The 22,588-nt window shown below is 65.3% G+C and carries 23 protein-coding genes and 2 pseudogenes; 13 read left to right on the plus strand and 12 right to left on the minus strand.

The genetic code is table 11. The annotated features are described in order from the left end of the window. Positions 1–40 precede the first annotated feature (40 nt). The 4 genes from ACO03V_RS15345 to ACO03V_RS15360 all read right to left on the minus strand — a co-directional run bounded on the left by ACO03V_RS15345 (position 41) and on the right by ACO03V_RS15360 (position 3,038). Entirely contained in the window at positions 41–721 is a 681-nt protein-coding gene (locus ACO03V_RS15345) for a hypothetical protein (RefSeq protein WP_423138203.1), read from the minus strand. After that, positions 721–1,404, minus strand: coding sequence for a ParA family protein (locus ACO03V_RS15350; protein ID WP_423138204.1), 684 nt, complete (start codon positions 1,402–1,404; stop codon positions 721–723). Before ACO03V_RS15350 ends, ACO03V_RS15345 begins: the two co-directional genes overlap by 1 nt. 353 nt (positions 1,405–1,757) lie before the next feature. Continuing rightward, complete coding sequence (locus tag ACO03V_RS15355; protein WP_423138205.1) at positions 1,758–2,465, minus strand: DUF3500 domain-containing protein; 708 nt, start codon at positions 2,463–2,465, stop codon at positions 1,758–1,760. 168 nt (positions 2,466–2,633) lie between these two features. Further along, positions 2,634–3,038 carry a LysR substrate-binding domain-containing protein gene (locus tag ACO03V_RS15360; RefSeq protein WP_423138206.1) on the minus strand — a complete coding sequence of 135 codons (405 nt, stop codon included), beginning with the start codon at positions 3,036–3,038 and terminating at the stop codon, positions 2,634–2,636. Positions 3,039–3,545: 507 nt separating this feature from the next. Between ACO03V_RS15360 and ACO03V_RS15365 the strand changes: the two genes are divergently transcribed. Beyond that, positions 3,546–3,779 (plus strand): hypothetical protein, encoded by a 234-nt coding sequence (locus tag ACO03V_RS15365; protein WP_423138207.1) that lies wholly within the window; start codon positions 3,546–3,548, stop codon positions 3,777–3,779. 860 nt (positions 3,780–4,639) lie between these two features. Here ACO03V_RS15365 and ACO03V_RS15370 read toward each other — a convergent pair. Genes ACO03V_RS15370 through ACO03V_RS15385 form a run of 4 tightly spaced genes read right to left on the minus strand, consistent with a single transcriptional unit; the run spans position 4,640 to position 10,343 of the window. Continuing rightward, complete coding sequence (locus ACO03V_RS15370) at positions 4,640–6,787, minus strand: glycoside hydrolase family 3 C-terminal domain-containing protein (protein WP_423138208.1); 2,148 nt, start codon at positions 6,785–6,787, stop codon at positions 4,640–4,642. Positions 6,788–6,835: 48 nt separating this feature from the next. Beyond that, entirely contained in the window at positions 6,836–7,816 is a 981-nt protein-coding gene (locus tag ACO03V_RS15375) for an ABC transporter permease (RefSeq protein WP_423138209.1), read from the minus strand. A gap of 2 nt (positions 7,817–7,818) precedes the next feature. Continuing rightward, complete coding sequence (locus ACO03V_RS15380; RefSeq protein ID WP_423138210.1) at positions 7,819–9,336, minus strand: sugar ABC transporter ATP-binding protein; 1,518 nt, start codon at positions 9,334–9,336, stop codon at positions 7,819–7,821. Beyond that, positions 9,333–10,343, minus strand: coding sequence for a sugar ABC transporter substrate-binding protein (locus ACO03V_RS15385; RefSeq protein WP_423138211.1), 1,011 nt, complete (start codon positions 10,341–10,343; stop codon positions 9,333–9,335). The genes ACO03V_RS15380 and ACO03V_RS15385 overlap by 4 nt, the downstream gene beginning before the upstream one ends. 100 nt (positions 10,344–10,443) lie before the next feature. Between ACO03V_RS15385 and ACO03V_RS15390 the strand changes: the two genes are divergently transcribed. The 5 genes and pseudogenes from ACO03V_RS15390 to ACO03V_RS15410 all read left to right on the plus strand — a co-directional run bounded on the left by ACO03V_RS15390 (position 10,444) and on the right by ACO03V_RS15410 (position 14,250). After that, the gene (locus tag ACO03V_RS15390; RefSeq protein ID WP_423138212.1) at positions 10,444–11,079 is read left to right on the plus strand and encodes a TetR/AcrR family transcriptional regulator; all 636 of its coding nucleotides are present in this window, start codon (positions 10,444–10,446) and stop codon (positions 11,077–11,079) included. A gap of 796 nt (positions 11,080–11,875) precedes the next feature. Next, a complete protein-coding gene (locus ACO03V_RS15395) occupies positions 11,876–13,063 on the plus strand; it encodes an MFS transporter (protein ID WP_423138213.1) in 1,188 nt (395 codons plus the stop codon). Between the two features lie 31 nt (positions 13,064–13,094). Then, on the plus strand, positions 13,095–13,379 hold the full coding sequence (locus ACO03V_RS15400; protein ID WP_423138214.1) for a transposase: 285 nt from the start codon (positions 13,095–13,097) through the stop codon (positions 13,377–13,379). A 47-nt stretch (positions 13,380–13,426) separates the two neighbouring features. Beyond that, positions 13,427–14,077 (plus strand): annotated as a pseudogene (locus tag ACO03V_RS15405) (IS3 family transposase); the annotation flags it as partial. Between the two features lie 47 nt (positions 14,078–14,124). Continuing rightward, positions 14,125–14,250, plus strand: coding sequence for an IS3 family transposase (locus ACO03V_RS15410; protein WP_423138306.1), 126 nt, complete (start codon positions 14,125–14,127; stop codon positions 14,248–14,250). 39 nt (positions 14,251–14,289) lie between these two features. Here the strand turns inward: ACO03V_RS15410 and ACO03V_RS15415 are convergent. Then, positions 14,290–15,138, minus strand: a pseudogene (locus tag ACO03V_RS15415) (IS481 family transposase); the annotation flags it as partial. Positions 15,139–15,221: 83 nt separating this feature from the next. After that, entirely contained in the window at positions 15,222–15,716 is a 495-nt protein-coding gene (locus ACO03V_RS15420; RefSeq protein WP_423138215.1) for a MarR family winged helix-turn-helix transcriptional regulator, read from the minus strand. A gap of 94 nt (positions 15,717–15,810) precedes the next feature. On the opposite strand from ACO03V_RS15420, the gene ACO03V_RS15425 reads away from it, so the two are divergent. The 4 genes from ACO03V_RS15425 (at position 15,811) to ACO03V_RS15440 (ending at position 18,248) form a co-directional block, all read left to right on the plus strand. Further along, positions 15,811–16,434: an NADPH-dependent F420 reductase gene (locus tag ACO03V_RS15425; RefSeq protein ID WP_423138216.1), complete on the plus strand. Its 624-nt coding sequence runs from the start codon at positions 15,811–15,813 to the stop codon at positions 16,432–16,434. A 28-nt stretch (positions 16,435–16,462) separates the two neighbouring features. Next, positions 16,463–16,828, plus strand: coding sequence for a DoxX family protein (locus ACO03V_RS15430; RefSeq protein WP_423138217.1), 366 nt, complete (start codon positions 16,463–16,465; stop codon positions 16,826–16,828). Between the two features lie 72 nt (positions 16,829–16,900). Beyond that, the gene (locus tag ACO03V_RS15435; protein ID WP_423138218.1) at positions 16,901–17,179 is read left to right on the plus strand and encodes a VOC family protein; all 279 of its coding nucleotides are present in this window, start codon (positions 16,901–16,903) and stop codon (positions 17,177–17,179) included. A 343-nt stretch (positions 17,180–17,522) separates the two neighbouring features. After that, positions 17,523–18,248: a hypothetical protein gene (locus ACO03V_RS15440; RefSeq protein WP_423138219.1), complete on the plus strand. Its 726-nt coding sequence runs from the start codon at positions 17,523–17,525 to the stop codon at positions 18,246–18,248. 255 nt (positions 18,249–18,503) lie between these two features. Here the strand turns inward: ACO03V_RS15440 and ACO03V_RS15445 are convergent, their stop codons facing one another. Continuing rightward, a complete protein-coding gene (locus tag ACO03V_RS15445; RefSeq protein ID WP_423138220.1) occupies positions 18,504–18,797 on the minus strand; it encodes a hypothetical protein in 294 nt (97 codons plus the stop codon). A 266-nt stretch (positions 18,798–19,063) separates the two neighbouring features. Here ACO03V_RS15445 and mobC point away from each other — a divergent pair, with 266 nt between their 5' ends. The 3 genes from mobC to ACO03V_RS15460 are packed head-to-tail and all read left to right on the plus strand — an operon-like array spanning position 19,064 to position 21,922. Further along, on the plus strand, positions 19,064–19,459 hold the full coding sequence (mobC, locus tag ACO03V_RS15450; protein WP_423138221.1) for a plasmid mobilization relaxosome protein MobC: 396 nt from the start codon (positions 19,064–19,066) through the stop codon (positions 19,457–19,459). Next, a complete protein-coding gene (locus tag ACO03V_RS15455) occupies positions 19,456–21,069 on the plus strand; it encodes a relaxase/mobilization nuclease domain-containing protein (RefSeq protein ID WP_423138222.1) in 1,614 nt (537 codons plus the stop codon). The genes mobC and ACO03V_RS15455 overlap by 4 nt, the downstream gene beginning before the upstream one ends. A 22-nt stretch (positions 21,070–21,091) precedes the next feature. Then, a complete protein-coding gene (locus ACO03V_RS15460; protein WP_423138223.1) occupies positions 21,092–21,922 on the plus strand; it encodes a hypothetical protein in 831 nt (276 codons plus the stop codon). 234 nt (positions 21,923–22,156) lie between these two features. On the opposite strand, the gene ACO03V_RS15465 is transcribed toward ACO03V_RS15460, so the two are convergent. Continuing rightward, positions 22,157–22,342 (minus strand): hypothetical protein, encoded by a 186-nt coding sequence (locus ACO03V_RS15465; RefSeq protein ID WP_423138224.1) that lies wholly within the window; start codon positions 22,340–22,342, stop codon positions 22,157–22,159. Positions 22,343–22,588 lie beyond the last annotated feature (246 nt).

A 22,588-nucleotide genomic window follows, 5' to 3' on the forward strand; every position in this document is an offset into this window, starting at 1 on the left:
GGAGGCTGCGCAGTGCAGGGCCGGCTTTGTGCCGCCGCCGTCACTCCCCGGCGGGCAGGTAGTTGTCGAGCGCGACGATGACCAGGAATGTGCGCGACGGCGCTGCGAATTCCTCAACCAACCCGTCGAGTACCTGGAGGCCTCCGGCGCTCATCCGAATTGTGCGGCGCTCGGTTTCCTCGTCGCGGGAAATCCTCTGCCGGGTCGGCTTTGCAAACAGCGACACCCGAGCCGGCTCATCGTGACGGCCGAGCTTGTTGTCGATCAGCTCTTGCAGCCGCGGGTACGCCACCTCGACGGCCGTCATCACGGTCAGCACGAAGCTCATCTTCGTCTGCGCGTGGTGGGCGTTGAGGCGGTCGTTCAGCGACTTCGGCAGCTCGAGGGCAAGACCCTTCACAGACTCCCCCGCTGCGCTGTTCGAAGCCGGTGACGGCTTCGTCGGCGCTTTACGAGGCTCCACCGATGTGGCGCGCCGACGAGGCTCCTGCTTCGGCGCCGGCGTTGTAGCCACGTCGTCGCTAGCGAGCGCGTCCGCCGTATCGGCGGGCGCCTCGGCGGGCTGCACCTGCTCATCAGCGGGTGCGGGACGATCCGCCTCGATGTTCACGGCAGGTGGTTCTGCCAGGTCATCGACCGGCACGAGGTGGGCCTGTGCTGTCACATCTTGCGCACGCTTCGCGGAGTTCTTCAGCCGCGCCGTGAGATCCATCTTCGGCATCAGTTGGCCTTCGCTTCCTCGTACCACTGAGCCGTGAGCTCGAGCGCGACCGCCGTGTAGTCGAAGATGGCGTTCTGGTTTGCGCGGGTGTCCGTGTACTGGGTGACGACCTTGCCCTCCATCGGCATGTCCTCCACCGTCGACGACAAGCGGATGTGGTGGTTGAACCGCGGAACACCGACACGGTCGGCGACGAACTCCCCCTCGTCGATGGCCTGCTTCCACCCGTCGAGACGCTTCTGCCCACGGCGGGTATCGACCTTATTCAGCAGGAGCTTGTACGGCACTCCCCTCGGGATGACGAACTCGTTCAACGTCCGGGTTATTGCCGGGAAGTCCAGCGTTGACGTCGTGATCGGCAGGATGGCGAAGTCCGCCAGGTCAAGCACCGCGCCCAGGACGTCCTCGTCTCGAAGCGATCCGGGGGTATCGACGATGATCGCGTCGTACTCGTTCAAGCTCTTCAGCTGTCGCAGAGCCTCCGGGTCCGTGGACGGCGAGGTGTCGAACGGGAGCTCATTCTCTACGTCCTCCGCCGTCTCCGCCCAGAACATGGTCGAGCCCTGCGGGTCGACGTCCATGACGAGGATCTTGCTGTGCTTCGCCATAGCCGCGGCGAGATTCATCGACACCGACGTCTTGCCGATGCCGCCTTTCTGACCGCACACTGCGATGACTTTCACCGAACCACTCCCCTGACGTTAAGTAACTGTTACGAGGCTGTTGCCCAACAACGCACTTCGGGTGGCTGAACTGGTAGCGGCCTGTCATGGCTATGTCAGCTAACCCCAAAGTGAACGTAGCTGTTCATGTGGGGTGAAGCGTTTGTGACACGCCGTTAGAGCGTTGTTCGCCGGATGCAACTGACTAGCTCATCCATCACAACGTGAACTCATGGGCTACCCGACTGTAAGCCAACGCATACTGCATGGCTACGACACTGATAGGGGTGTGTCAGATCGATAAAGCTAGACAGTGGAATATACCCGACGTTTTGGCAAGTCTACTGTCGCGCGACCCAAACAAGGCTGTCTTGTCACGTGTGCGTTGCAGCACAGGCGTATGAGCGTATGTGTGGAGTAGGTGCAACTCGAAGCCAACGCACCTGTGGGCGGTATGTTACGCAACAGTTGCGCGACATTAATACACCACTGTGGACGCGTAGCCGCGCCGGTGGTGGAGTGACGGTGAGCAAGCTATCAGCGCGGGGAAGCTCTAAGGCGGCGCTAGCGACATCGCTGGCGATGTTGCTGTCGGTCTCGTATGCCTCGTCGCTGAGCAGAGATTCGAGCACCTTCAGGGCGGCGGTCTTCTGCTCGTCGGTGAGGTCGGCGAGGTTCAGGCCCGCGCGCTGGACGAACGTGATGGGGAAGTTCGACCACGAGGTGGTCTTCGTCTCGTCGTCGTAGGCGTACAGAATGGCGTCGCGCTGCTCAGCGCTGAGGGTCGCGAGGAACGCCTCCGCCGCGGCGGCGGTGTCGGAGATCGTCTCCGCCGTGGTGGTGGCCGACGCACCATCGCTGTCGGTGGTCGTGTTCGTCGTCGAGGTGGCGGATGCCGAGGAAGAGACGGAGGTCGTCGGGGTCGCGGTGCTGGTGGCGTCGACGGTTGTCGCACATCCGGCGAGAGCCATCGACATCACGGCGATGCCGGCGCCCAGCGCGACAACCGGGTTGGCGCGCTTGCGACCGGCCGCGGAATCGGTGTTGCGACGGAACAGGTAGAGAGGGTTGAGGAGGTGCATGCCAACCATGGTCACCACATCGCCCAAACACAGCCATCGCAGAACCTTGGCGCTTCCTATGAGGGTGAATGAGGGTTCGTGGTGCTGGTGGGCCGGCCTACGACACAGCGGCCTGGCGGTCTACGACCACGAGCGATTCGGCCGGTTTCGTGCGCGCGGGGTCGGTCTCTACTGCTGGCTCGCTGCGTGCAGTGCGGAGGTGACCGCAAGGATGACAGGGCTCGTCTCGCTTCCTGCTCTCGTGGACACTTCGATCGTGCGGACGACTCCGAGAGACGAGTAGGCGACGTCTGGGCGTGGACGAACGCTGAGCCCCGGAACCACGGCGGCCGCAAGCCCCTGAGAGACGAGTTTCGTGTGGAGGTAGACGTCGCCCGATTCGAACGTGACCTTGGGCGCGAACCCGGCAGCGCGACACAGCGCATCGGTGCATCGACGCACGTCGGCGCCTTCGTGTTCGAACACCCATGGCTTGTTCTCGAGCCCTGCGACGAAGTGGTGTCGGCAGGGAAGGTGCGCACGAGCTTCTTGTTGACAAACTCGCTCATCCCGTAGCTGGACAGTTCCACGCACCTGCTCGCTGCCCGCTCAGGTGGTGAGCGTGACGCTTCGATCCCAGAGCGTGGCGGTAAGGGCGGCGTCGTGAACGAGAGGGTTGGTGTTTCGGTCTTTGGCTGGCTTCGTCTGGGTGTAGAACCGGCCGGGGGTCCACGTATCACCAGGGGTTCCGTTAGCGAAGAAGGCCAAGTTCGCTCCGCCTCTTTCGGGGGAGATGAGGATGAGTCGGGCGAGCGGGGTTTGGTAGATGATCCGCATGAGACTTGTTGTATCGGCGGCGAAGTTGGTGCGTACGTTGCCCGGGTCGAAGGCGACGACGCGGATGCCCTGTGCGGCAAAGCGTACTCCCGACGCTCCCTTTTTTCGGGGGAGAAGTCTGTCGAGCTTGCACCCGAGACGCCACAGGTGGCCGCGTCGCGGCCGAACAAATCCCGGTCGGGTTCTTGGAGCCCGGAACCGGCACCAGGCGCCTACGCGCCGATGCCGTGTTGGTCGTCGGCCGGCGCACGGTTTGACGCGGTGATGGATGCCCTGGCAACGCCCGAGGGGGAGCGCGTGCGCGCGGCCGTGAAGGTCGCACCTCACACGCTGCTGCGCGCTGCACAGGAGGATATGCGCTCGGCCGACGTCGGCACCGGGCGCGGTGTCACGACAGCGCATCAGACCGTCGCTGACCGCCTCGGCATGTGCAAGAGGACCGTGCAGCGGGCGAGAGAGATCCTGCTGCTGCTCGGCCTCTCAGCGGTCGTCATCTAGGGCCGCTGCCTGTACGGGAGCGAGCGCATCGCGGCGCAGCTCAAGCACGGTGGCCGTCAGCTGCGTATGGCTTCCACTAGGGCGCTCATGATGCCTCGCAGCGCTGCTACGGCCCGGTTTCCCCGTTCTCTTCACCTCTCCGCGGTTTCAACCTACTTCGCTCCAACGGCTACGCTCCGTCTTTCTCGGACGCGGTCGCAAGCTTCCTTATCTCGCCCGAGAAAGTCGTCACTCACTCAGTCGGTTATCACTCGCCGGAAAGGCAAAGAAAAACGATCTGGAAGACGACAAAAGCCCCGTAGTAGAGCAAGTACCACGGGACCCGTCGCCTTCATGGTCGCACACCGATCAAGGGGAAACCACCGTGAGCGTCACCACCGGAACCAGGACCATCGAGCACATCGACCCGACCATCCTCGTTATCGAGGCGAATGTGCGGACCAGCGCCCCCGTGACCAGACAGATCAGCAGCTTCACTGGTCGATGCGCGTGGCTTCCTTTCCAGCGACGGAGGACAGCGATCGCGTGCGCCGATTGCTGCGTGAGAATCGCTCATGGCTACAGCAGCAGCAGCCCGTGGCCGACGCGGGTTGAAGATCGCTGCGGCCGGTACGGCGCCGTTGTTCCCGCTGGGCTCGGCTACCGACGCGTATGCGGCATCCGGTGGCTGATTCTGGTACTAGGACTTGTCGGGGGATTACGGATACGCGAGCCAGACCGAGTCATGGCTTCCGGGGGCGCAGAACCCCCGATGCGCGGGTTATCTATCTGTTGCCAGGCGGTTTGTGCGAGCCGCGGATGTAACGGTTCGGGCGGGGCCGACATCCCCTGAGCGGCCTGTCGGTGCGTGCGCCTCCCGGTCAGACCGAGATTGAGATGGCGTCGGGGTCGCTCCAGTCGCGCGCCGCGCGGATCTCGACTACCTCACTCGGCACTACCATCTGTCGCGACTCGCTGTCCCAGCGTGCGATCCAGCGCAGGTCGCCGGTGATCTCGGCGACCACCTCAGCGCCCGCAGGGGCATGCACTGCGTCGAATCCGATGAGGAACTGCTGCCCGTCGCTCCGGCGTGCGTACAGCTGAACGACGTGGTGAGTCGCGAGTGCGCCGGTGTTCCTCACCGAGACCGAGACTCGGGCCGCGTCGCCGATGCGCTCCGCGCCCCGCACATCGACATCGACGTGTCCGTAGGAGAGACCGAAACCGAAGGGGAAGCGTGGCGTGACGCCGTTGCGGTCGAGGCGGCGATGACCGAACGACCCGTCGTAGGTGACCTGGGTCGCGTCGCTGTCGAACGGGGCGAGGTCGGACGCATCGGACGGCACGACGAAGGGCAGGCGGCCCGTGAAGTCGCGCCTCCCCAGGAGGAGTTCGGCCAGAGCGTTTCCGCCTTCCATTCCGGAGTACCAGGCGAAGAGGGCAGCGGGCACGTCGTCTATCCACTCCTCCACGACGACTGTGCTCCCCGCCACGATCACGACGATGGTCCGGGCGTTGACCGCGGCGACCGATCGGATCAGTTCGATATCGGCGGGTGGCAGGCTCACACTGTCGCGGTCACCACCGGCCGTGTCGGCGCCGACCACGCTCCGACCCGATGAAGCGGAGGCTCTCAACTCGTCCTCGATCGCCCTGTCGTCCGAGGTCACCGCCTCGGGGTAAAGCGCATCGAGCTCGGGTCGGGAGAAAATCTCCCCGCCGACGAACTCGCCTTCTTCGGCGGCTGTGTACCCGACGACGACGATCGCTGCGTCGGTGGTCGCCGCTAGGCATGCCGAGCTCGCCGCGTCACCGGTGTCGTCGACCCGGACTTCATTGAAAGCGGTGCCGAGCCCCTCGATTGCGGTAACGACATACGGTGCGCGGACGTCCGAGGAGCCATGGTCTCCGGTATTGGGAAGGCCCGCCAACCGGCCGACGATCGCAAGCCGAGTCGACCGGGCGAGCGGGAGTGCGGGGGCGCCGCCGACGTTCTCGTTACGCACCAGCACCATGGATCGGATTGCAGCCTCCCGGGCGAGGTCGGCCGCGGGCGGGGCGACGTCGGGGTCCGTTTCGGGGCGCCGAGCGTAGAGTGCAAGCTGGCGACCGACGATGCGTCGTGCCGCGCGGTCCACGTCCTCCCAGCCCGTAGTTCCGTCATCAATGGCCTGTAAGAGGCCCCGGGCGCGCTGCTGCAGAAAGGGCGCTTCCACATCTAGGCCTGCGCGCAGCGATAGTCCCGTGTCGCGGTGGCCCCAAATGAAGTCGCTCAGGACGATTCCTTCGAAACCCCATAGGTCGCGAAGCACGGTGGTCAGGAGGTACTCGTTCTGGCCGGCCCATTCGCCGTTCACCGAGTTGTACGCCGACATCACGCTGTCAACGCCCTCATCTACTACCCGGCGAAAGTGGGGCAGGAAGTACTCGTGCAGGTCTGACTCCGCAATGCGGACATCGACACTGAAGCGAGCGTTTTCCATGCTGTTCAGCGCAAAGTGCTTGACGCACACCATCAGGTGCCGCGATGTGCCACGGGTCAGAGCGGCGCCGAACTCGCCGAGCAGCGCAGGCTCCTCGCCAAAGCTCTCCTGGCTGCGGCCCCAGGCGGGGTTGCGCGGCAGGTTGATGCAAACACCACCGAAGTAGTTCGCTCCTCGAGCGCGTCCCTCCTCCCCGATGACCGCGCCGATGGACTCCTCTAGGTCGAGGTCAAACGTCGCCGCGCGGGCCATTGGTACCGGGAAAGCGGTCGCCTGCCCGACGACGATGCCTCGGGGCCCGTCGGCGAACCGGAGGCCGGGGAGTCCGACGCGCTCGACGCTTCCCATTGGGAGGGGTCGCATGTTGTAGCCGGTCAGCAGCATTTCTCCCATTCCTAGCCAAAAGGGAGTGTCGCCGTCGAGCAGCCAAAGCCTCTCGTCGGCTGACAGTGCGGTGACCAGTCGAGCAGACTCAAGTTCAATCTTGGCACCCGCTCGGATGCGCGCCACTGCGTCGGAGAACAGGTGAGAGGAGTTTTCGGGCATGGTGAGGGGTGCTTTCTGCGAGGACTAAGAAGAAACAGGGGTGCTTGGTCAGCGACGGGGTCGGAAGAGCACGTCGAAGGCGACGGCGGCGATGATGATCGCGCCCTTCACTACGCCCTGCCAGTAGGACTCGACACCGAGGATGACTAGCCCGGAGGACAGGCTTGAGAGCACGAGGACGCCGACAATCGTGCGCGGGATCGACCCGAATCCGCCCGTCATCCGGGTGCCGCCGATGATGACTGCGGCGATGGCGTCGAGTTCGGCTCCGGGGAGCGCGACGGGAGAGGCCGTATTCAGGCGCGCGGTGAGGAGAATCCCCGCGATGGCGGCAAGGAGGGAGCACAGCACGTAGCCGGTGATCATCACACGGTCGGCCCGGATGCCGGACAGTCTCGCCGCTTCTTTGTTTCCGCCGACGGCGTAGACGTGGCGGCCGAAGCGCGTATACGCGAGGAGGCAGTGGGTCAGGATCGCGATTCCAGCGAACCAGAAGAACGAGGACGAGATTCCGAAAAGGCCACCCTGGGTCAGGCCGCTCAGCCAGGTTGGTGCGCCACTGATCGATGCCCCGTTGTTGATAAGCAAGGCCATCGAACCGAGGATCGTGAACATTCCGAGTGTGACCACGAACGGATTCACGCTGGCTTTCGCAATCAGTGAGCCGTTGACAAGGCCGATGAGCGCCGTGATTGCGAGGGTGATGAGGATTGCTGCAGCCGGTCCGAGCGGCGCGGTAGCCATGACAACCAGGCCCGCGATCACTGCTGTCCGGCCGATCGAGATGTCGAATCCGGCCATGAGGAGCACGATCGTCTGGCCACAGGCGAGGATGCCGATGATAGAGGACGCCTGGAGGATGTTGCGGATGTTCGCCTCGGAGAGGAACTCCGGTCGCATCACCGCGAACACGAGGATCAGCACAGCGAAGAAGATCAGCAGCCCGTTGCGTCGGAGCACTCCCAAGAGCGCGGCCCGCGAGAAGCGCGACGCCGGGCTAAGGACGGGGGGCGTCGTTAGGGTTGTCATCTTTACTGCTCTGCTTTCTCACTATGGGTGTTCAACGCGGCGGCGCGGGCGCGCAGTACCGCTTCTTCGGTTGCGTCAGGTCCGAGCATCTCGGCGATAACCTCGCCGCGGTCGAAGACCAGCACTCTGTCGGCCATTCCTCGCAGCTCAGCGTTGTCGGCCGAGACGATGACGACGGCCATTCCCGTTGCGGCCAGCTCGGCGAGGTGGTCGTATATTTCACGACGCGAGCCGACGTCAATCCCGAGCGTGGGTTCGTCGAGCACGAGGACTCGGGGCGATGTCAGGGCCCACCGGGCGATGAGAGCCTTTTGCTGGTTGCCACCGGAAAGGGTGCCGATCTCTTGGTTCGCAGAAGAGGAGCGCACGCCGAAGCGCTGGAATCCTTCCCGACCGAGCGTGCGCTCGCGTCGGAGATTCATGAGACCGCCGACGCGACTCAGCGCCGTGAGACTTCCGACCGCAATGTTCCGCCACACTGACTGATCGGGGAAGAGCCCGTCCGTCGCCCTGTCGCCGGAGACGTAGGCGATGCCCGCCGCGACGGACCGGTCGGGACGACTGAGGCCCACAGGTTCTCCGTCGACCGTCAGTCGTCCCGACGCCGGCATCGCACCACAGATTGCCCGAGCCACTTCGCGCTGGCCACCGCCCGCGGCGCCGGTGAGGCCGAGGACCTCGCCCGCTCGAACGCTCAGGCTGACGCTAGCGCCGCCCTTCGGACAGAGACCTTCGACCGCGAGCACGACCGCATCCGAGAACTGCGCCCGCTTTGAAAAAAGGGCGTCGAGGGTACGGCCGGCGAGGAGAGGAATGATCTCGTCGGGGATGGCATGCTCACGGTCGAGCTCGCCCACAGCACGGCCGTCTCGCAGCACCAGGACGCGGTCGCAGATCCGGGGGATCTCGTCGAGGCGGTGCGAGACATAGATGACGCCGGTGCCCTGGGCCACCACGTTGCGGATGAGGCGCATCAACTCGTCGACCTCGGCTGGTTCGAGCGCCGCGGTCGGCTCGTCGAGGATCAGCAGGGATGAGGCGTTGTACGCCGCCCGGACGATCTCCACACGTTGCCGGTCGGCGAGGCTGAGATCGCCGACCACCGAGTTGAGCGGTAGGTCTACGTCAAGCGCACGGATCATCTCCGTCGCCTTGGCCCGGGTGGCGGGCTTGAGCGCGAGGCCGGGAATTCGCGAGCGGGGCTCCTTCCCTAGGACGAGGTTCTCGGCGACGGTGAGGTTCGGTGCGAGCATGCTGTGTTGGTGGACGGTGACGATGCCGGCGTCGATCGCATCGGTGGGGGAGCGGAACGTCTGTTCCGCGCCGGCGACGCGGATGGAGCCTCCGTCGCGCTGATAGACGCCGGCGAGGATCTTGATGAGGGTTGATTTTCCGGCCCCGTTCTCACCGAGGAGACCGAGGACCTCTCCGCGGGCGACGCTCAGGTCCACGCCTGCGAGGGCGGTGAAAGTGCCGAAGACCTTACGCAGGCCCTCGACTTCGAGCGCGGCTTGGGTCACCATTCCCCCGGGAACTGCGAGGCGTTGTCCTTCGTCACCTTCTCTGCACCGACTGGGATGGTGGGGACACCATTGGTGTCGGACACGTCGGAAAGGTCGTCGTCGTTGATTAGCGCGAGGATCGTCTGAAGGGCGGTGACACCGTCGCGGACGGGCGAGACCCAGACCGTTCCGAGCATCGAGCCGTCCTCGATCGCGCTGACGCCGTTTTTCGAGCCGCCAATCCCGATGACTTTGACCTGATCGGCCTTGCCGTTCTCGGAGACGACCTGCGCCGCGGCGACAGCATTCTCGTCGTACTGTGAGAGGACGAAGTCAAGATCGGGGTACTGCTGCAGGAACGTGGCAGTGAGGTTCTGCGCGAGCTGCGAGTCGAAATTGTCGGGTTGCTGGTCAACGAGCGTGATGTTCGAGTGTTGCGAAACGACGTTCTTGAGCCCCTCGGTGCGCTGGATCTGAGGGGATGAACCGAGTGTGGCCATCAGGAGTGCGACGTCGCACGGGTCGATTTCCGCGCATGCGTCGACGAGCAACTCGCCCTGCAACTCGCCGAGCTTCACGTCATCGAATCCGACGTGCACCTCGGGCAGCGCACCGCCGGCACCGCCGTAGGTGGTGTCGAGCACCCGGTTCGACGTGATGAGAGGGAGACCGGCATCCGAGACGGCAGCCACTGCGGCGAGGGGGCCGACGGTGTCGGTGGGGGCAATGACCACACCATCGACGCCGGAGACGAGGAACGATGAAACCTGGTCGACCTGCGCGTTCGCGTCGTCTTTCGCATCGGCAAACAGGACCTTCACGCCCTGCTTCTCCGCCTCGTCCTTGACGCCGTTCTGATAGGCGGTCCAATAAGTCTGGTTGGCCGCGGGGATCGCGAATCCGACGGTGATCGTGTCGTCGGTTGCACCCGCGTTGCCGCCTCCCGCCGAGCTCGAGCAGCCGGTCAGGATAAGTGCTGCGACCGAGAAGCTCGCCACGGCTTCGACAGCGAAAAACCTACGCATGTTGACTCCTTCGTCCGTAGCCGCGCGTCGTTGCGGGGCTATCTAGTGTTTACTAGATGGATAGTAGCACCTTATCTACAGGTTGCTAGATAGGAGTTTCATGGCTGCCCCTGACGCGACCGACAACGGCGCTGCCGCCGCGCCTCCTTCCAAACGCCGCCGCCTCTCGCCGGAGGTGCGCGAAGCGCAGATCATCAGCGCGGCGACGACCCTCATCGCGGAGCGCGGCTTCAACGGCGTGTCGCTACAAGCGGTAGCGGTTGCCTGCGGGATGACCGTCCCCGGGCTGCTTCACTACGTCAAGAGCAAGGACGGGCTCCTCATTGCCGTCCTCGCTCACCGAGACGAGATCGACTTCCGCGAGACGGGCATTGCGCCGCGCGCCAAGCGCGACCACACGGCTCGGGAGTACCTCGATCGGCTCGTTCGCCGCAACGCCGGGCAGAAGGAGATTGTCCGTCTCTACAGCATCCTGAACGCAGAATCGCTGAACTCGGATCACCCGGCGCACGACTACTTCACACGTCGCTACGTTCTCTCGCTGCAGATCATCGAGGATCTGCTCGCGGAGGAGTACGAGGACGCCGCGCGACTTGCGCGCGATTCGATCGCTGCGATGGACGGTGCACAACTCCAGTGGTTGCGCTTCTCCGACTCCGTCGACCTCGAGACATTGTGGAGAGAAATGGCCGATTCGCTTTTCGCGGGCGCCGACGTTCATGCGGTGAGTAAGTAGCAGATCGCCACTGCCCCCGCGCGGATCGCGCCAGCCAACGCCAGGAGCATGTGCGGAATGCTCGGGCGCGGCGGGTGAACCTTAAGCAGTGAATCTCGTCACCGACTGTCGCACCAAAGATTGTTGTGATGAAACGCGACCTCGGGCGGTCCAGCTCAGCCTGCTAGTGACTTTTGCACATTCCGGAGTCATAAGAACGACGGGCGCTTCAGGGGTAGTGAAACCAATACATTCGCGCCTGCCGTGCGGCGCGTTCACTGCGGTGACGGAGCCACTGGTGAGCTCGAGTACAGCGCGAATGGTGACGGATGTGTCGGAGCCGTAGAGATCGTTAAAGGTGTCGCAGTATCCTCCGTGTGGGGGCGGCGGGGACCCCCGATAAATTCGTGATTAGGTCCAGCCGGGTCGAGAGTCCGCCGCGCGGCTGACGCGCCCGCCCTGGGTAGTCAAATGATTGCGCGCCGTTGACACGTCGGTGATGGAGCCCGACCGCAGAGCATCCCCGAGACCCCGACCACTGCGCGCGAGACACACCATCCACGAGCTTCGGATTCTTGACGCTCAGTGGATAAGCGTCCGTTATGGCAATATGGCAGCGGCGCAGGGGGTTAAGGAGCACTTCTCAGCCGAGAATCTTGACTCCATTGAATTTGTCGACGACACTTGTGCCGCAAAACGGACAGGTGTCCGTCACGACTCGAAGGCGAGTTCATGGCCCGGACGCTGAAAGAGACCCTCAGCTCTCGTCCCATCGGGCGATCTCAGATCGTAATGGTCGCGGTCATCTTGATCACTGATGGTCGATGGCCTTGACCTCCAGAGCATTTCGTACGCCGCCCCGGTGATCCTCGGCGAATGGGGTGTGACCAGCGCAGAGTTCTCGATCGCCATCGCGGCGGCGCTGGCCGGTATGGCGATCGGCGCGTCTCTGGGCGGCATTCTCGGGGATCGCCTCGGGTGTCGAAGAATCATCTTCCTCAGCGCACTGCTATTCGGAGCGGCCACGCTGGCCATGGGTTTCACCGATGCCGTTGGGCCGCTCGCGTTGCTGCGACTCGTAGGCGGAATCGGCTTTGGGGCGATGACTCCGAATGCCTACGCTCTGGTGGCGGAGATTTTTCCGCGCCGCGCACACCCCCGCACCATCGGCATCCTTTCGATCGGCACCCCGCTCGGCGGCGTGCTGGGCGGTGGACTCGCTCTCGTCGTGCTGCCCGCCCTCGGGTGGTCTTGGCTCTTCTTCGTCTGTGCGGCCTTCGCCGGGCTCGTCGCCGTCGTCGCGCGGGTGGCGCTGCCGGAATCACCCGGATTCTTGCTGGCGCGGGGGGAGCCCGCTCGCGCCGTACGATCGCTAAACCGCGTGCGAGCGGGAGAGAGGCTTGCCGCAGACGAGCTCGAGAGCACGGAGGCTCCTGCGCGCGCCGGAGCCTCGCGCGAAGCCTTCCGACGCGTCAACCTGCGAGTGAACGTCGGTTCGGCACTGGGCTTCTTCGCTCTCAACTTCCTGATCTTCGCGATCACGAGCTGGCTTCCGTCGATCCTCACCACTGCCGGCCTGACATTGCAGATGGCGACGATCGGCACGCTCACCTTCAGCTTCAGCAACATGCTGGGCGCGCTCGTCTCATCCTCGGTGATCAACGCTCTGGGCAGTCGGGCGTGCATCGCCGTCTGCGCGACCACGACCGGACTCACCGCGCTCCTTCTGCCCGTCACCATCGCGGCCGTGGTCCCGCTGCCCGATCTGACAGTGCTTCTCATCGTGAATATCGCCCTCGCCGGGCTCGCCGCCGGCATCTCTATCACGAGCTTCTTCACCGTCACCTCGAACGCCTTCGATCCCTCCTGCCGATCGACCGGCATGGGATTCGCGCTGGCCTTCGGCCGGCTGGGAGCCGTCACGACGATCATCGCGAGCGGTGCGCTGCTCACGCTCACCCAGAACAACAGGAGCCTGACCCGGTTTTCCGGACACGAACTTTGAGGCGATGATCGTCTCGGAAGGAGTCCGTGAGATGCCTGCTGCCCACCCGCCGGAGTTCCGGCGTCGAGCCCTCGATCTCGTCGCCCAGGGCAACCCTGTCGGTCAGACCGCGCGTGATCTCGGGATCAGCGAATCGTGCCTGCGGAACTGGATGAACCGCGACGCGATCGACTCGGGCCGCGAGGCCGGCGTCACGAGCGACGAGCACAAGGAGCTCGTGGAGCTGAGGCGCCGGAACCGTGTGCTGGAGATGGAGATCGAGATCCTCAAGCGCGCTTCGGCCTATTTCGCCAGGGAGAACATGCTCCCAAAATAGGGTTCCGGCTGGTCCAGGAGCTCGCCGCGGATGGGATCCCCGTCGCGGTGGCCTGCCGGTTGCTCAGCGTCTCAACGTCCGGCTATTACGAATGGGCTTCCCGCCCGCCGTCGCTGCGCGCGGTCGCGGATGCAGCGCTCACGACGACGATTCGGAAGGTGCATCGCGACTCGCGAGGCACCTATGGGGCGCCGCGGGTGCTGGCCGAGCTGCGGCTCGGGCTCGGCGTTCACGTCGGCAAGAAGCGCGTCGCCCGGCTCATGCGCCTTGACGGCCTCTCCGGGGTGTCTCATCGACGCAAACGGCGAGGTTGGAAGCCAGACACAGCGACGCACGAGGATCTGGTGAAGCGACAGTTCCGCGCGTCTGAGCCGAACAGGCTCCGGTTCTGCGACATCACGCAGCATCGCGCGAAAGACGGATGGGTCTATTGCGCGACCGTCATCGACGCGTTCAGCCGCCGAGTGGTGGGTTGGTCGATCTCGGACCGGATCACCGCGGAGATCGTCGTCGATGCCCTCGAGATGGCTCGCTGGCGACGACGACCCGAGCCTGGAACCGTGGTCCACGCCGATCGAGGAGCGCAATACACCTCCTGGCTCTTCGGTCACCGGCTCAGGCAAGCCGGTCTGCTCGGCTCGATGGGCCGGGTCGCCTCCAGCGTCGATAACGCGCTCATCGAGTCGTTCTGGTCGACGATGCAGCGCGAGCTTCTCGATCGGTCGAACTGGACCTCAAAGCAGAGCTGTCGTCGGCGATGTTCGAGTGGATCGAGGGCTTCTACAACCCGACCCGTCGGCACACTGCCCTCGGCAACCTCAGCCCCGTGGAGTTCGAACGACTTCACATCCCCGCCGCAACCGCGGCATGATCAACACAAACAACCCGTCCGGAAAAGCGGGTCAGGCTCCCAGCCGTCTGCGAGCGTGCGGTGGAATCGTTCGATCTTCCCGTTCGTCTGTGGCCGGTAGGGGCGTGTGCGTTTCGGTCGAATGTTGAATTCAGCGCAGGCGTCCCGCCAAGCGAAGGAGCGGTAGGCGGAGCCGTTGTCGGAGAGGACGCGCTCGACGGTGACGCCGCGGGCAGCGAACCAGCCGACCGCGCGTCGCAGAACCGCGACCGCTGTGGCTGCGGTCTCGTCGTCGTGGATCTCGGCGTAGGCGACGCGAGAGTGGTAGTCGATGACGGTGTGGATGAACGCTGTCCCGGTGACCATGTCGCCGGCGATGCCACGTCTTCCGGTCCGTTTGGCGGTGACCGCTCGGTTGCGCTCGCCTTGGAAACGGCCGACGTAGCGCCACCCGCCGCCGTCGGGGATGTTGCCGAGCTTCTTCACGTCGACGTGGATCATCGAGCCGGGATACTCGTGCTCGTAGCGGCGGGCCGGCTGACCGGTGCGAACATCGACGTGGCTGAGCCGATTCACCCGGCAACGCGTGAGGATCGCATGGACGGTCGAGGCAGGCATCCCCAGCTGAGCGCCGATTCCGACCGGACCGAGCCGCTTCTTCCACCGCAGATGCACGACCTTCCGCACCACCGGTCGGGGCGTCCTGTTCGGACTCGAGTGCGGCCGGGAGGAGCGGTCCTGCATCCCCGCCTCCCCCATCTCGACATAGCGGCGCGCCCACCGTTCCGCTGTCCGCCACGACACCCGAAAGTAGGTCGCAGCCGCAGCGACGGACCAACCGTCATCGACCACCTGTCGAGCGAGCCGGAGGCGTTGGCGAGGGGTCAGAGCAGCGTTAGCGTGGGTCACGAGGACCTCCTTGGTCATCGAGTGCGGGAACTAGACAGCTCCTCTCTCGACCGGGAGGTCCTCACCCGTCCATCGCCCACACCTCAACCAACGTCCCCGGGCAGCACACCTAGCGCGGCAGCTGGGTCGAGGCGGCGCAGGAGGGGTTCGAGGAGTGTGGCGAGTTGTTCGAGCTGATCATCGTCGTAGTCAGCGAGCAAGTCGTCTCGGGCGAGCGCGATGTGTGGCGGGGTGGCGCGTAGCCAGGCTCGTCGTCCATCGCGGGTGAGCTGCACGCTGACAGCGCGGCCGTCACCCGCGCACGCCACCCGCTCAACCAGGCCGCGCTTTTCGAGCCTGGTCACAGCCTTAGAGAGACGTGGGAGTGGGGAATCGACGGCCTTCGCGAGTTCGCCCATACGCAGGGTTCGGTCCGGGGCGAGGTTGAGGATGCTGAGCATGCCGTATTCGAAGTTGATGAGTCCGGCGTCCGCGGTGAGCTGCGCGTCAAGAGCGTGCGGTAGCAGCTCGGCGGTGGAAATGAGCGCGACCCAGGCGCGCATTTGCGCGTTGTTCATCCGCGGGACCGTCGGGTTCATGGGTTCAGCGTAACGCAGATTGTTGCCTGGGCAACGACCTGCTAGGTTGTTGCCCGGGCAAGCAATGGCTCGCCAATTTTCGAGAGGGATAGCAATGAGCAAGGTCACCGTCATCGGTACGGGCAACATCGGGGGCGTCGTCGCGTCGATTGCCGCGAAGGGTGGAGCGGACGTGCAGATCCTCGGTCGCGACCAGGTCAAGACCGACGCGGCCGTGCAGCAGGCTGGCGCCGCGGCGGGCCTCGTGGGTGATGTGATCACTGGTGAGATCGTCGTTCTCGCCGTCCCGTATCCCGCCCTCGCGGAGATTGCTGAGCAGTACGGCTCGCAGCTGGAGGGCAAGATCCTGGTCGATGTCACCAACCCGGTGGACTTCAGCACCTTCGACTCCCTGACGGTTCCGGCGGATTCTTCGGCCGCCGCTGAGCTGCAGACCCGCGTCCCGGGCGCGACCGTGCTGAAGGCGTTCAACACGAACTTTGCCGCCACCCTCGGCACCGGTCAGGTCGGAGACGCCCTCACGACTGTCCTCGTCGCTGGTGACGACGACGCGGCCAAGCAGCGTCTCATCGACGTCGTCACTGCGGGAGGGGTGAGCGCTGTCTCCGCCGGTTCGCTCAAGCGCGCCCGCGAGCTCGAAGCGGTCGGTTTCCTCCAGCTCACCCTCGCCGCCCAGGAAGTCATCGGCTGGACCGGTGGCTTCGCGGTCAAGAAGTAATCCGCCTCCTCGTCTTTAGGAACTCGCCATGCTCATTGCGTTCTGGATCATCACCGGTCTGCTTGCCGTCGCCTACCTCGGCGCCGGCCTCATGAAAGTCGCCCGTCCGAAGGAAGCGCTCGCTTCCTCTGGGATGGGCTGGACCGAGGACTTCACTATTGGACCGGTCAAGCTCATCGGGTTCGCCGAGGTCGTCGGTGCCATCGGGCTCGTGCTGCCGGTGCTAGTCAACGTCGCCCCGATCCTCAGCCCCATCGCCGCGATCGCCCTTGCCGTCCTCATGATTGGCGCGGTCGTCGTCCACCTCCGCCGAAAGGAGCCGTTCGTGGCCCCTCTCGTTCTCGCAGCGCTGTCGGTCGTCTCCGCCGTCCTCGGCTTCGCCGTCATCGCCTGAACCTGCCCGGGCCGGCCCCGCATCCGCGACGGCCGGCCCACCCCTTTCTCTTCACGCACAGGAGCACGCTTCATGCCCGCAGATGTCGTCGGTTCGGGGCTCAGGCCCGCCGCCACCAACTCCCCAGCCGAAGTCGCCGATTTCGGAGCCGTCCACCTCGAAGTCACCGACCTCAGCCGCTCAACCGCGTTCTGGACCGATGTCGTGGGTCTGACGCTGCGATCCGAAACACCGGAAGAAGTTCACCTCGGCACCCGCTCCGCGACACTCGTCACGCTGCACCCCGGAGCCCGCACCGTGTTCACCCGCCGCCACGCCACAGGTCGGGCCGCTTCCCCGTTCACTCCATAACGCACGCGGTTGTCGGACGCACATTGCTCAGTCGTGTCTCCCTCACACCCCACGCCGCGTTCCAGGGGCTCGCTACCGTGCGCCTGGGCGCGGGGAAGGGGGCATGGGCAATTGATATTCCTACCGGGACCTCCGCGCATGAGTTCTTCACCCAGGCAGCCACTCGCGCGTAGGCTTATCGATCATGTCGCCGTCCCAGCGCGTCGGAGGCGAAGGCCCTGGCATCCGGTGACCCGCTCGTCCTGGAGAAGGCGCAAGCCGACCAGGCGCTGCGGAAACTCCGCCGTCAGGAGACCGCGCACCACCGCGCCCAATCGTCGCTAAGCACGCGCCGCAGCGCGCCGTGAAGGAGATCGACAGCGGCCAACAGATCGCGGCCCAGTTGTGTGAAGACGCCGCCCGCTCCACCGATGTCAGCGGCGACAAGTTCCGCATCGAGCTCGGCGAGCGGACCTACACCAGTCGATCAGAAGCCGTCGATGCCCTCGGCGCTTGGGCCCACCGACACGGCCTCCAGTACGGCACTGCCATCCCCGTTCCCGAACGCGTCGGCTCCATCGGCGGGCACGTCATCACCGCGCACACCGAGCGCCAGTACTGCGCCACCACGGGCGGAAAGAACATGCTCAGGCTCACCCTGGAATACGCCCCCGGCATCGGCGTCACCGTCGATCCGGCAGAAGCGCTCCGCAACAACATCGGTACGATGGTGCAACTCGGAAACCCTGTCGACAGCATCCCCACCGTCATCGCCGAACACGAACGGCGCATCGCGGACGCCCACGCTGTCATCGCACAAGCCGTTGCCCGCCTGGGTGCCCCGTTCGCTCACGCCGACGAACTCGCCGCCGCGCACCAGCGCGCGCAAAGCATCGCCGAACAATTGAATGCACAGGCCACGCCGGACCAGCCGGTGCCGCCTGAATCGACGACCGCAGAGCCGAAGTCACCGTTCGCCGCGGCGTTCCCGCGCACCCTCACCCGCGACCTTTCACGAGGCGGCACGGCGACCTCTGATCGACGGTCGAGCTCAGCTCCGGTCATCGAGCGCGAGGACCTCCAGCGCTAGTCGCCTGTGAGCATCCGTCTCTCTCCCAGCTCCCCGACAATTGCCGCTCTTCGCGCAGCTAGCCCCCGTCAAGGGTGCGGCGTCTGCCGCATCACGTAGTGACGCGAAGCGCCCTTGACGGGGGCTAGCTGGGTGATACCTTCCGGTATCGGGTGGTGGGTCCGTAGAACCTCCGAGGGTCCCGCTGTCCACCTGTGGGCGGGTGGAGCCCGAAGGTGGCTCGGGCCGTCCACAGGTGGTCAGGGGATTCCCAACTCACTCCGTAGCGGACTCTTCCGAAGCGGTGTTCTGGCGACGGGGCTGACGGCGTGGGCGGGGCGTCTTCCCTGCCTCGGCGAAGCCGATCTTGCTTAGCTCACCGGTCGTCCAACCCGCGCTCACGGCCGCGGCGTAGGAGCGGCTGTAGTCTCTCTCGGCGGTGCTTACGCGCTCGCGTGCGTCGGCGAGTTCGACGTTCGTCCGAACGAGGTCGTCAATCATGGCCAGACGCGATTCCTGCATGTCGCGGGCGCGACGCAGCACCTCATCGGGGTTCATCGCGTTCGCCATGTCGTGTCCTTATGTCGGGGGATTCGAGACCGCGCGCAACAGCGCGCTCAACATCGAGTGTGTCAGCCTTGGACGCTCACAACAACCCGTGAGGTCTCACCCCTGCGGGTGGTGCGGATGACACTGGAATGCACCAGGCGAGGAGCAAGCTATATATTTAGGTCCCCTAAATGCCCCTTTCCTTCCGCTACGCGGCCGGATGCGGCACACTGGAAGTGTGGTCCCGTGCTCCTGCGGGTCGTTGCACTGGGCGAGAGGACGAGCGGATGACGGACAACACGCGTACCGCTCAGAGCCGGCGCCGCCGCGCGAACGTCACGGGTGGGCGCATTGCGGAACACCGCGTGAAGGTGTCCGCCGAGGAAGAGCTCGCGCTGGTGAAGCGCTCCAAAGAAGTGGGTGTCACGGTCGCGCGCCTGCTGGTAGAAGCCGCCCTCTCGGACGGTGACGGCAAGACCGCCGTCCAGCGCCGGGATGAGCTCACCGAGTTGTTCCACATTCGTCGCTTGTTGGCGTCGGTGTCGAACAACGTCAACCAGATCGCGCGTGCCGTGAATGCCGGCCACGGCGTGGACGGCGAACTGAAGCACACACTTGCCGCCGTTGATCGCATCTGTGGATCGCTCGATGCCTATATGAATGACGGTGTGGTCGGGCGATGATGCCGAACATTACGCGCGGCGACCGTATGGCGGGGCTGATGATGTATCTCGCCGGCCCCGGACGCGCCAACGATCACAGCGACCAGCACGTCGTGGCCGGACACGACGTCGTGATGCAGGCCGCCCGTGGAGCGTCCCTGCAGGACTCCGACACGGTGCTCGATCTGGCGCTCGTCCTCGACCAACCTCGACGCCTCTACGGCACTGAGGTAACCGCGCCCGTGTACGAGTGGGACGAGATCAATCAGCGCAAGATCAAGGTCGGCGAGAAGGACGCGCACGTCTGGCACTGCTCGCTCAGCCTGAACCCCACCGAGGGACCGCTCAGCTACGCGCAGTGGAACGCCATCGCGACAGACTTCGTGAACGAGATGGGCTTCACCGACCCCGATGGCGGGAAGTCCTGCCGCTGGGTAGCTGTGCGTCACGGGCTGTCGAAGAACGGCAACGACCACGTGCACATCGCCGTCAGCCTTGTCGCCGAGGACGGCAGCAAAGCTCGCATCCACAATGACCACCACCGCGCGCAGGCGGCGGCTAACAAGCTCGAGCACAAGTACGGACTTCAGGTGCTGGAATCCCGTGAGGCTGAGCGTGAGACGTTGCGCGGCAACAAGCCCGGCGATCTCCAGCGCGCAGCCCGCGAGGGTGACGATGTGACCCAGCGCGACGAGCTCCGACGCCGTCTCCGGGGCGCCGCCACCGTGGCGCGCAGCGAAACTGATTTTGTCGCACAGGCGCGCGACGCGCGCGTGCTCGTGCGCCCTCGTTTCGCGAAAGGCGACACGTCGCGAGTTGTTGGTTACTCAGCCGCTCTCGTTCCGAACGTGAAGGACGGCGAGCGTCCCCAGCCCGTGTGGTTCGCCGCGTCCAAGCTGGACACCAACCTCGGGCTTGGCTCGCTCCGGGAACGCTGGGGAAGCGACGCGGACGCTGAGGCGCAGGCCGCGCCCGTCTGGGCAGAGCGGCACCAGAACCTGCGGGCTGGAGCCTTGGATGTTCCCGCAGGGGTGCGCGCGAAGCGTCTGCCTCTGCACGTCGTGCAGCAGCTGAATGAATCCGCTCAGCAGATCGTGGTGCCCGACCGCACAGCCCGCTTTACGCGGGTCGCAGCCGTCGACGCATCGGGAGCACTCGCCCGCGCCTCGCTGTACTTCGAGACCACCAACCACGGCCCCATCGCCACAGCATCAGACATGCTGGCACGGGCATCTCAAGCCAGCCGGTACGACCCCACCCAGCCGGAGCGGCAGCGGATCGAGCGCAAGCAGCTTGGCGCCGACGCCGCCTACGTCTCACGACTTGCTGCGCGCGCGGTCGGTCGTGACAGCGCTGCAGGGTGGCTCGCCGTCGCAAGCCAGATCTCCCTTGTCGGCAACGCCGTCGCCGCAGCGGAGCGCGCCCGCGGCCGACTCGCAGCCGCCCAGGAGACGACAGCCGCCGTCAGCGCCGCGGTCGCCGTGATCGAACGCGCGGAAGCGCAGCGCCCCGGCGCCACGGCGGGCACGTCCTCCGCGACCCAGCCTGGACGCCCAGGGGCTGCTCCGAGCATGCGACCTACAGTGTCGCCCACCACCCCCGACAGCGACCGCGATCGCGGCCGCGGATAACAGCACGAGAAAGGACACGAGCATGGACGAGGAAGACGTCATCGGCAACGAGTTCGACCGGGTGCTCCGCGCCGCAGCAATGGGGGCAGGACAGGCAGCCGAAGGACTACGCCGCCGCGCCCAAGCGCGCGACGAGGCCGCACGCGCCGACGTGATGCAGAGGCAGCGCGACCAGGCCAGCCTCACGGCATCCATCTACGAACGAGTCCAGCGGGACGAATTCTGGCGCAACGCCAACGGTGAGCGCGTCGCCAACGCCGCGACATACGGCGCCACGCTCTACAACCATGACCCGAAGGCGCGAGAGATCTACGAGATCGTGCGGGAACGCGCGAACAGCCAGTTCGGGCTGAACGTCGACGAGCTCCGCGCCGCGCATCCCGAAAACGAGGAAGCACGACGCAACGCCCTCCTCAACGCCGTCGACGACCGCCTGGCCGCCCTGCGTGCTGACGCGCAGGCCGCAGACGACCGCTCAGAGGCCGCGCGCGAGCGCGACGAGCAAGAACAGGCCAACGACGACCAACGCCAGCCAAACGCCGATCTGGCGCGCGAGCGCGCCGAGGCCGCGGACGAACGCGCCGAGGAACGTGAGGACGCGGCCGCGTTCCACCGTGGCGAAGAACGCGGCCACCAGGCCGAGGCCCGCGGCCTCGACGAACGCGGAAACGACACGGGTCGCGAACAGGGTCTCAGCCCTCAGCAGCTCGAGGTGAAAGAGGCGGTCGACCGCAGCTTTCCCGAGTCGGCCGGTGAGTCCGTCGCCCGCGGCCTGCGCCGCGGGTCACCACGCCCACGGACCGCGCGTGGAGGATCGGCCAACCGTGAACAGGTGCAGGAGATCTCCCGCTGAATCGGAGCGTCTAACTTCGAGCTTGGTCTCGTGAACCAGGTACAAGAGCAGACGGCGTGCCCCGTGAGGGGCACGCCGTCTGCTCGTTCGACCGTTAGATGCGAACGAGCAAGGTTGCGCCGCAGTGGGCGCAACGAGCGCGCCCGCTGGTCAGCCGCGAGAACGGACCGAGGTTGCGGCGGCACTGGGGGCACGGGACGTAGATCGGGCCATTGACCCGCTTCGTCACCATGCTCAGTGCTTCGTCCGGTCGACCAGGTTGTAGGTCATGTTCGGCTTCGACGTCGGAGGCATCGGCTCGTGCCGAGTGACCGTCCGTTCTGGGCCGCGACCGCCGCGGGGACCGATCTGCTGGTACTGACCCGACTGAGGTGCGGGCTGACCCGGGCGAAGCCCGCTGGTGTTGTTGGCCTTAGCCATTTTGGTTCCTCCTCGGAACCTTGCACCAAATACCGAGAACCCAGCGTGGCGTCGGGCGACGCCATTCGTTTGCTGTAGTACTAGGGTAGTAAGTCACCTGCTCCGCCAAGAAATGGTGACGACGACCCCGACTCGGTTCCCCCGATGATCGGGGTTGTCGTATTTGATTGGGGACCTCTCGGCCTTGTCCTTAATACTACATATGGGCTCCGACATCGGAAGGCACCACAAGGGGTAGTAGTTACA

Source organism: Microbacterium sp. HMH0099 (assembly GCF_049384025.1).
GTDB lineage: Bacteria > Actinomycetota > Actinomycetes > Actinomycetales > Microbacteriaceae > Microbacterium.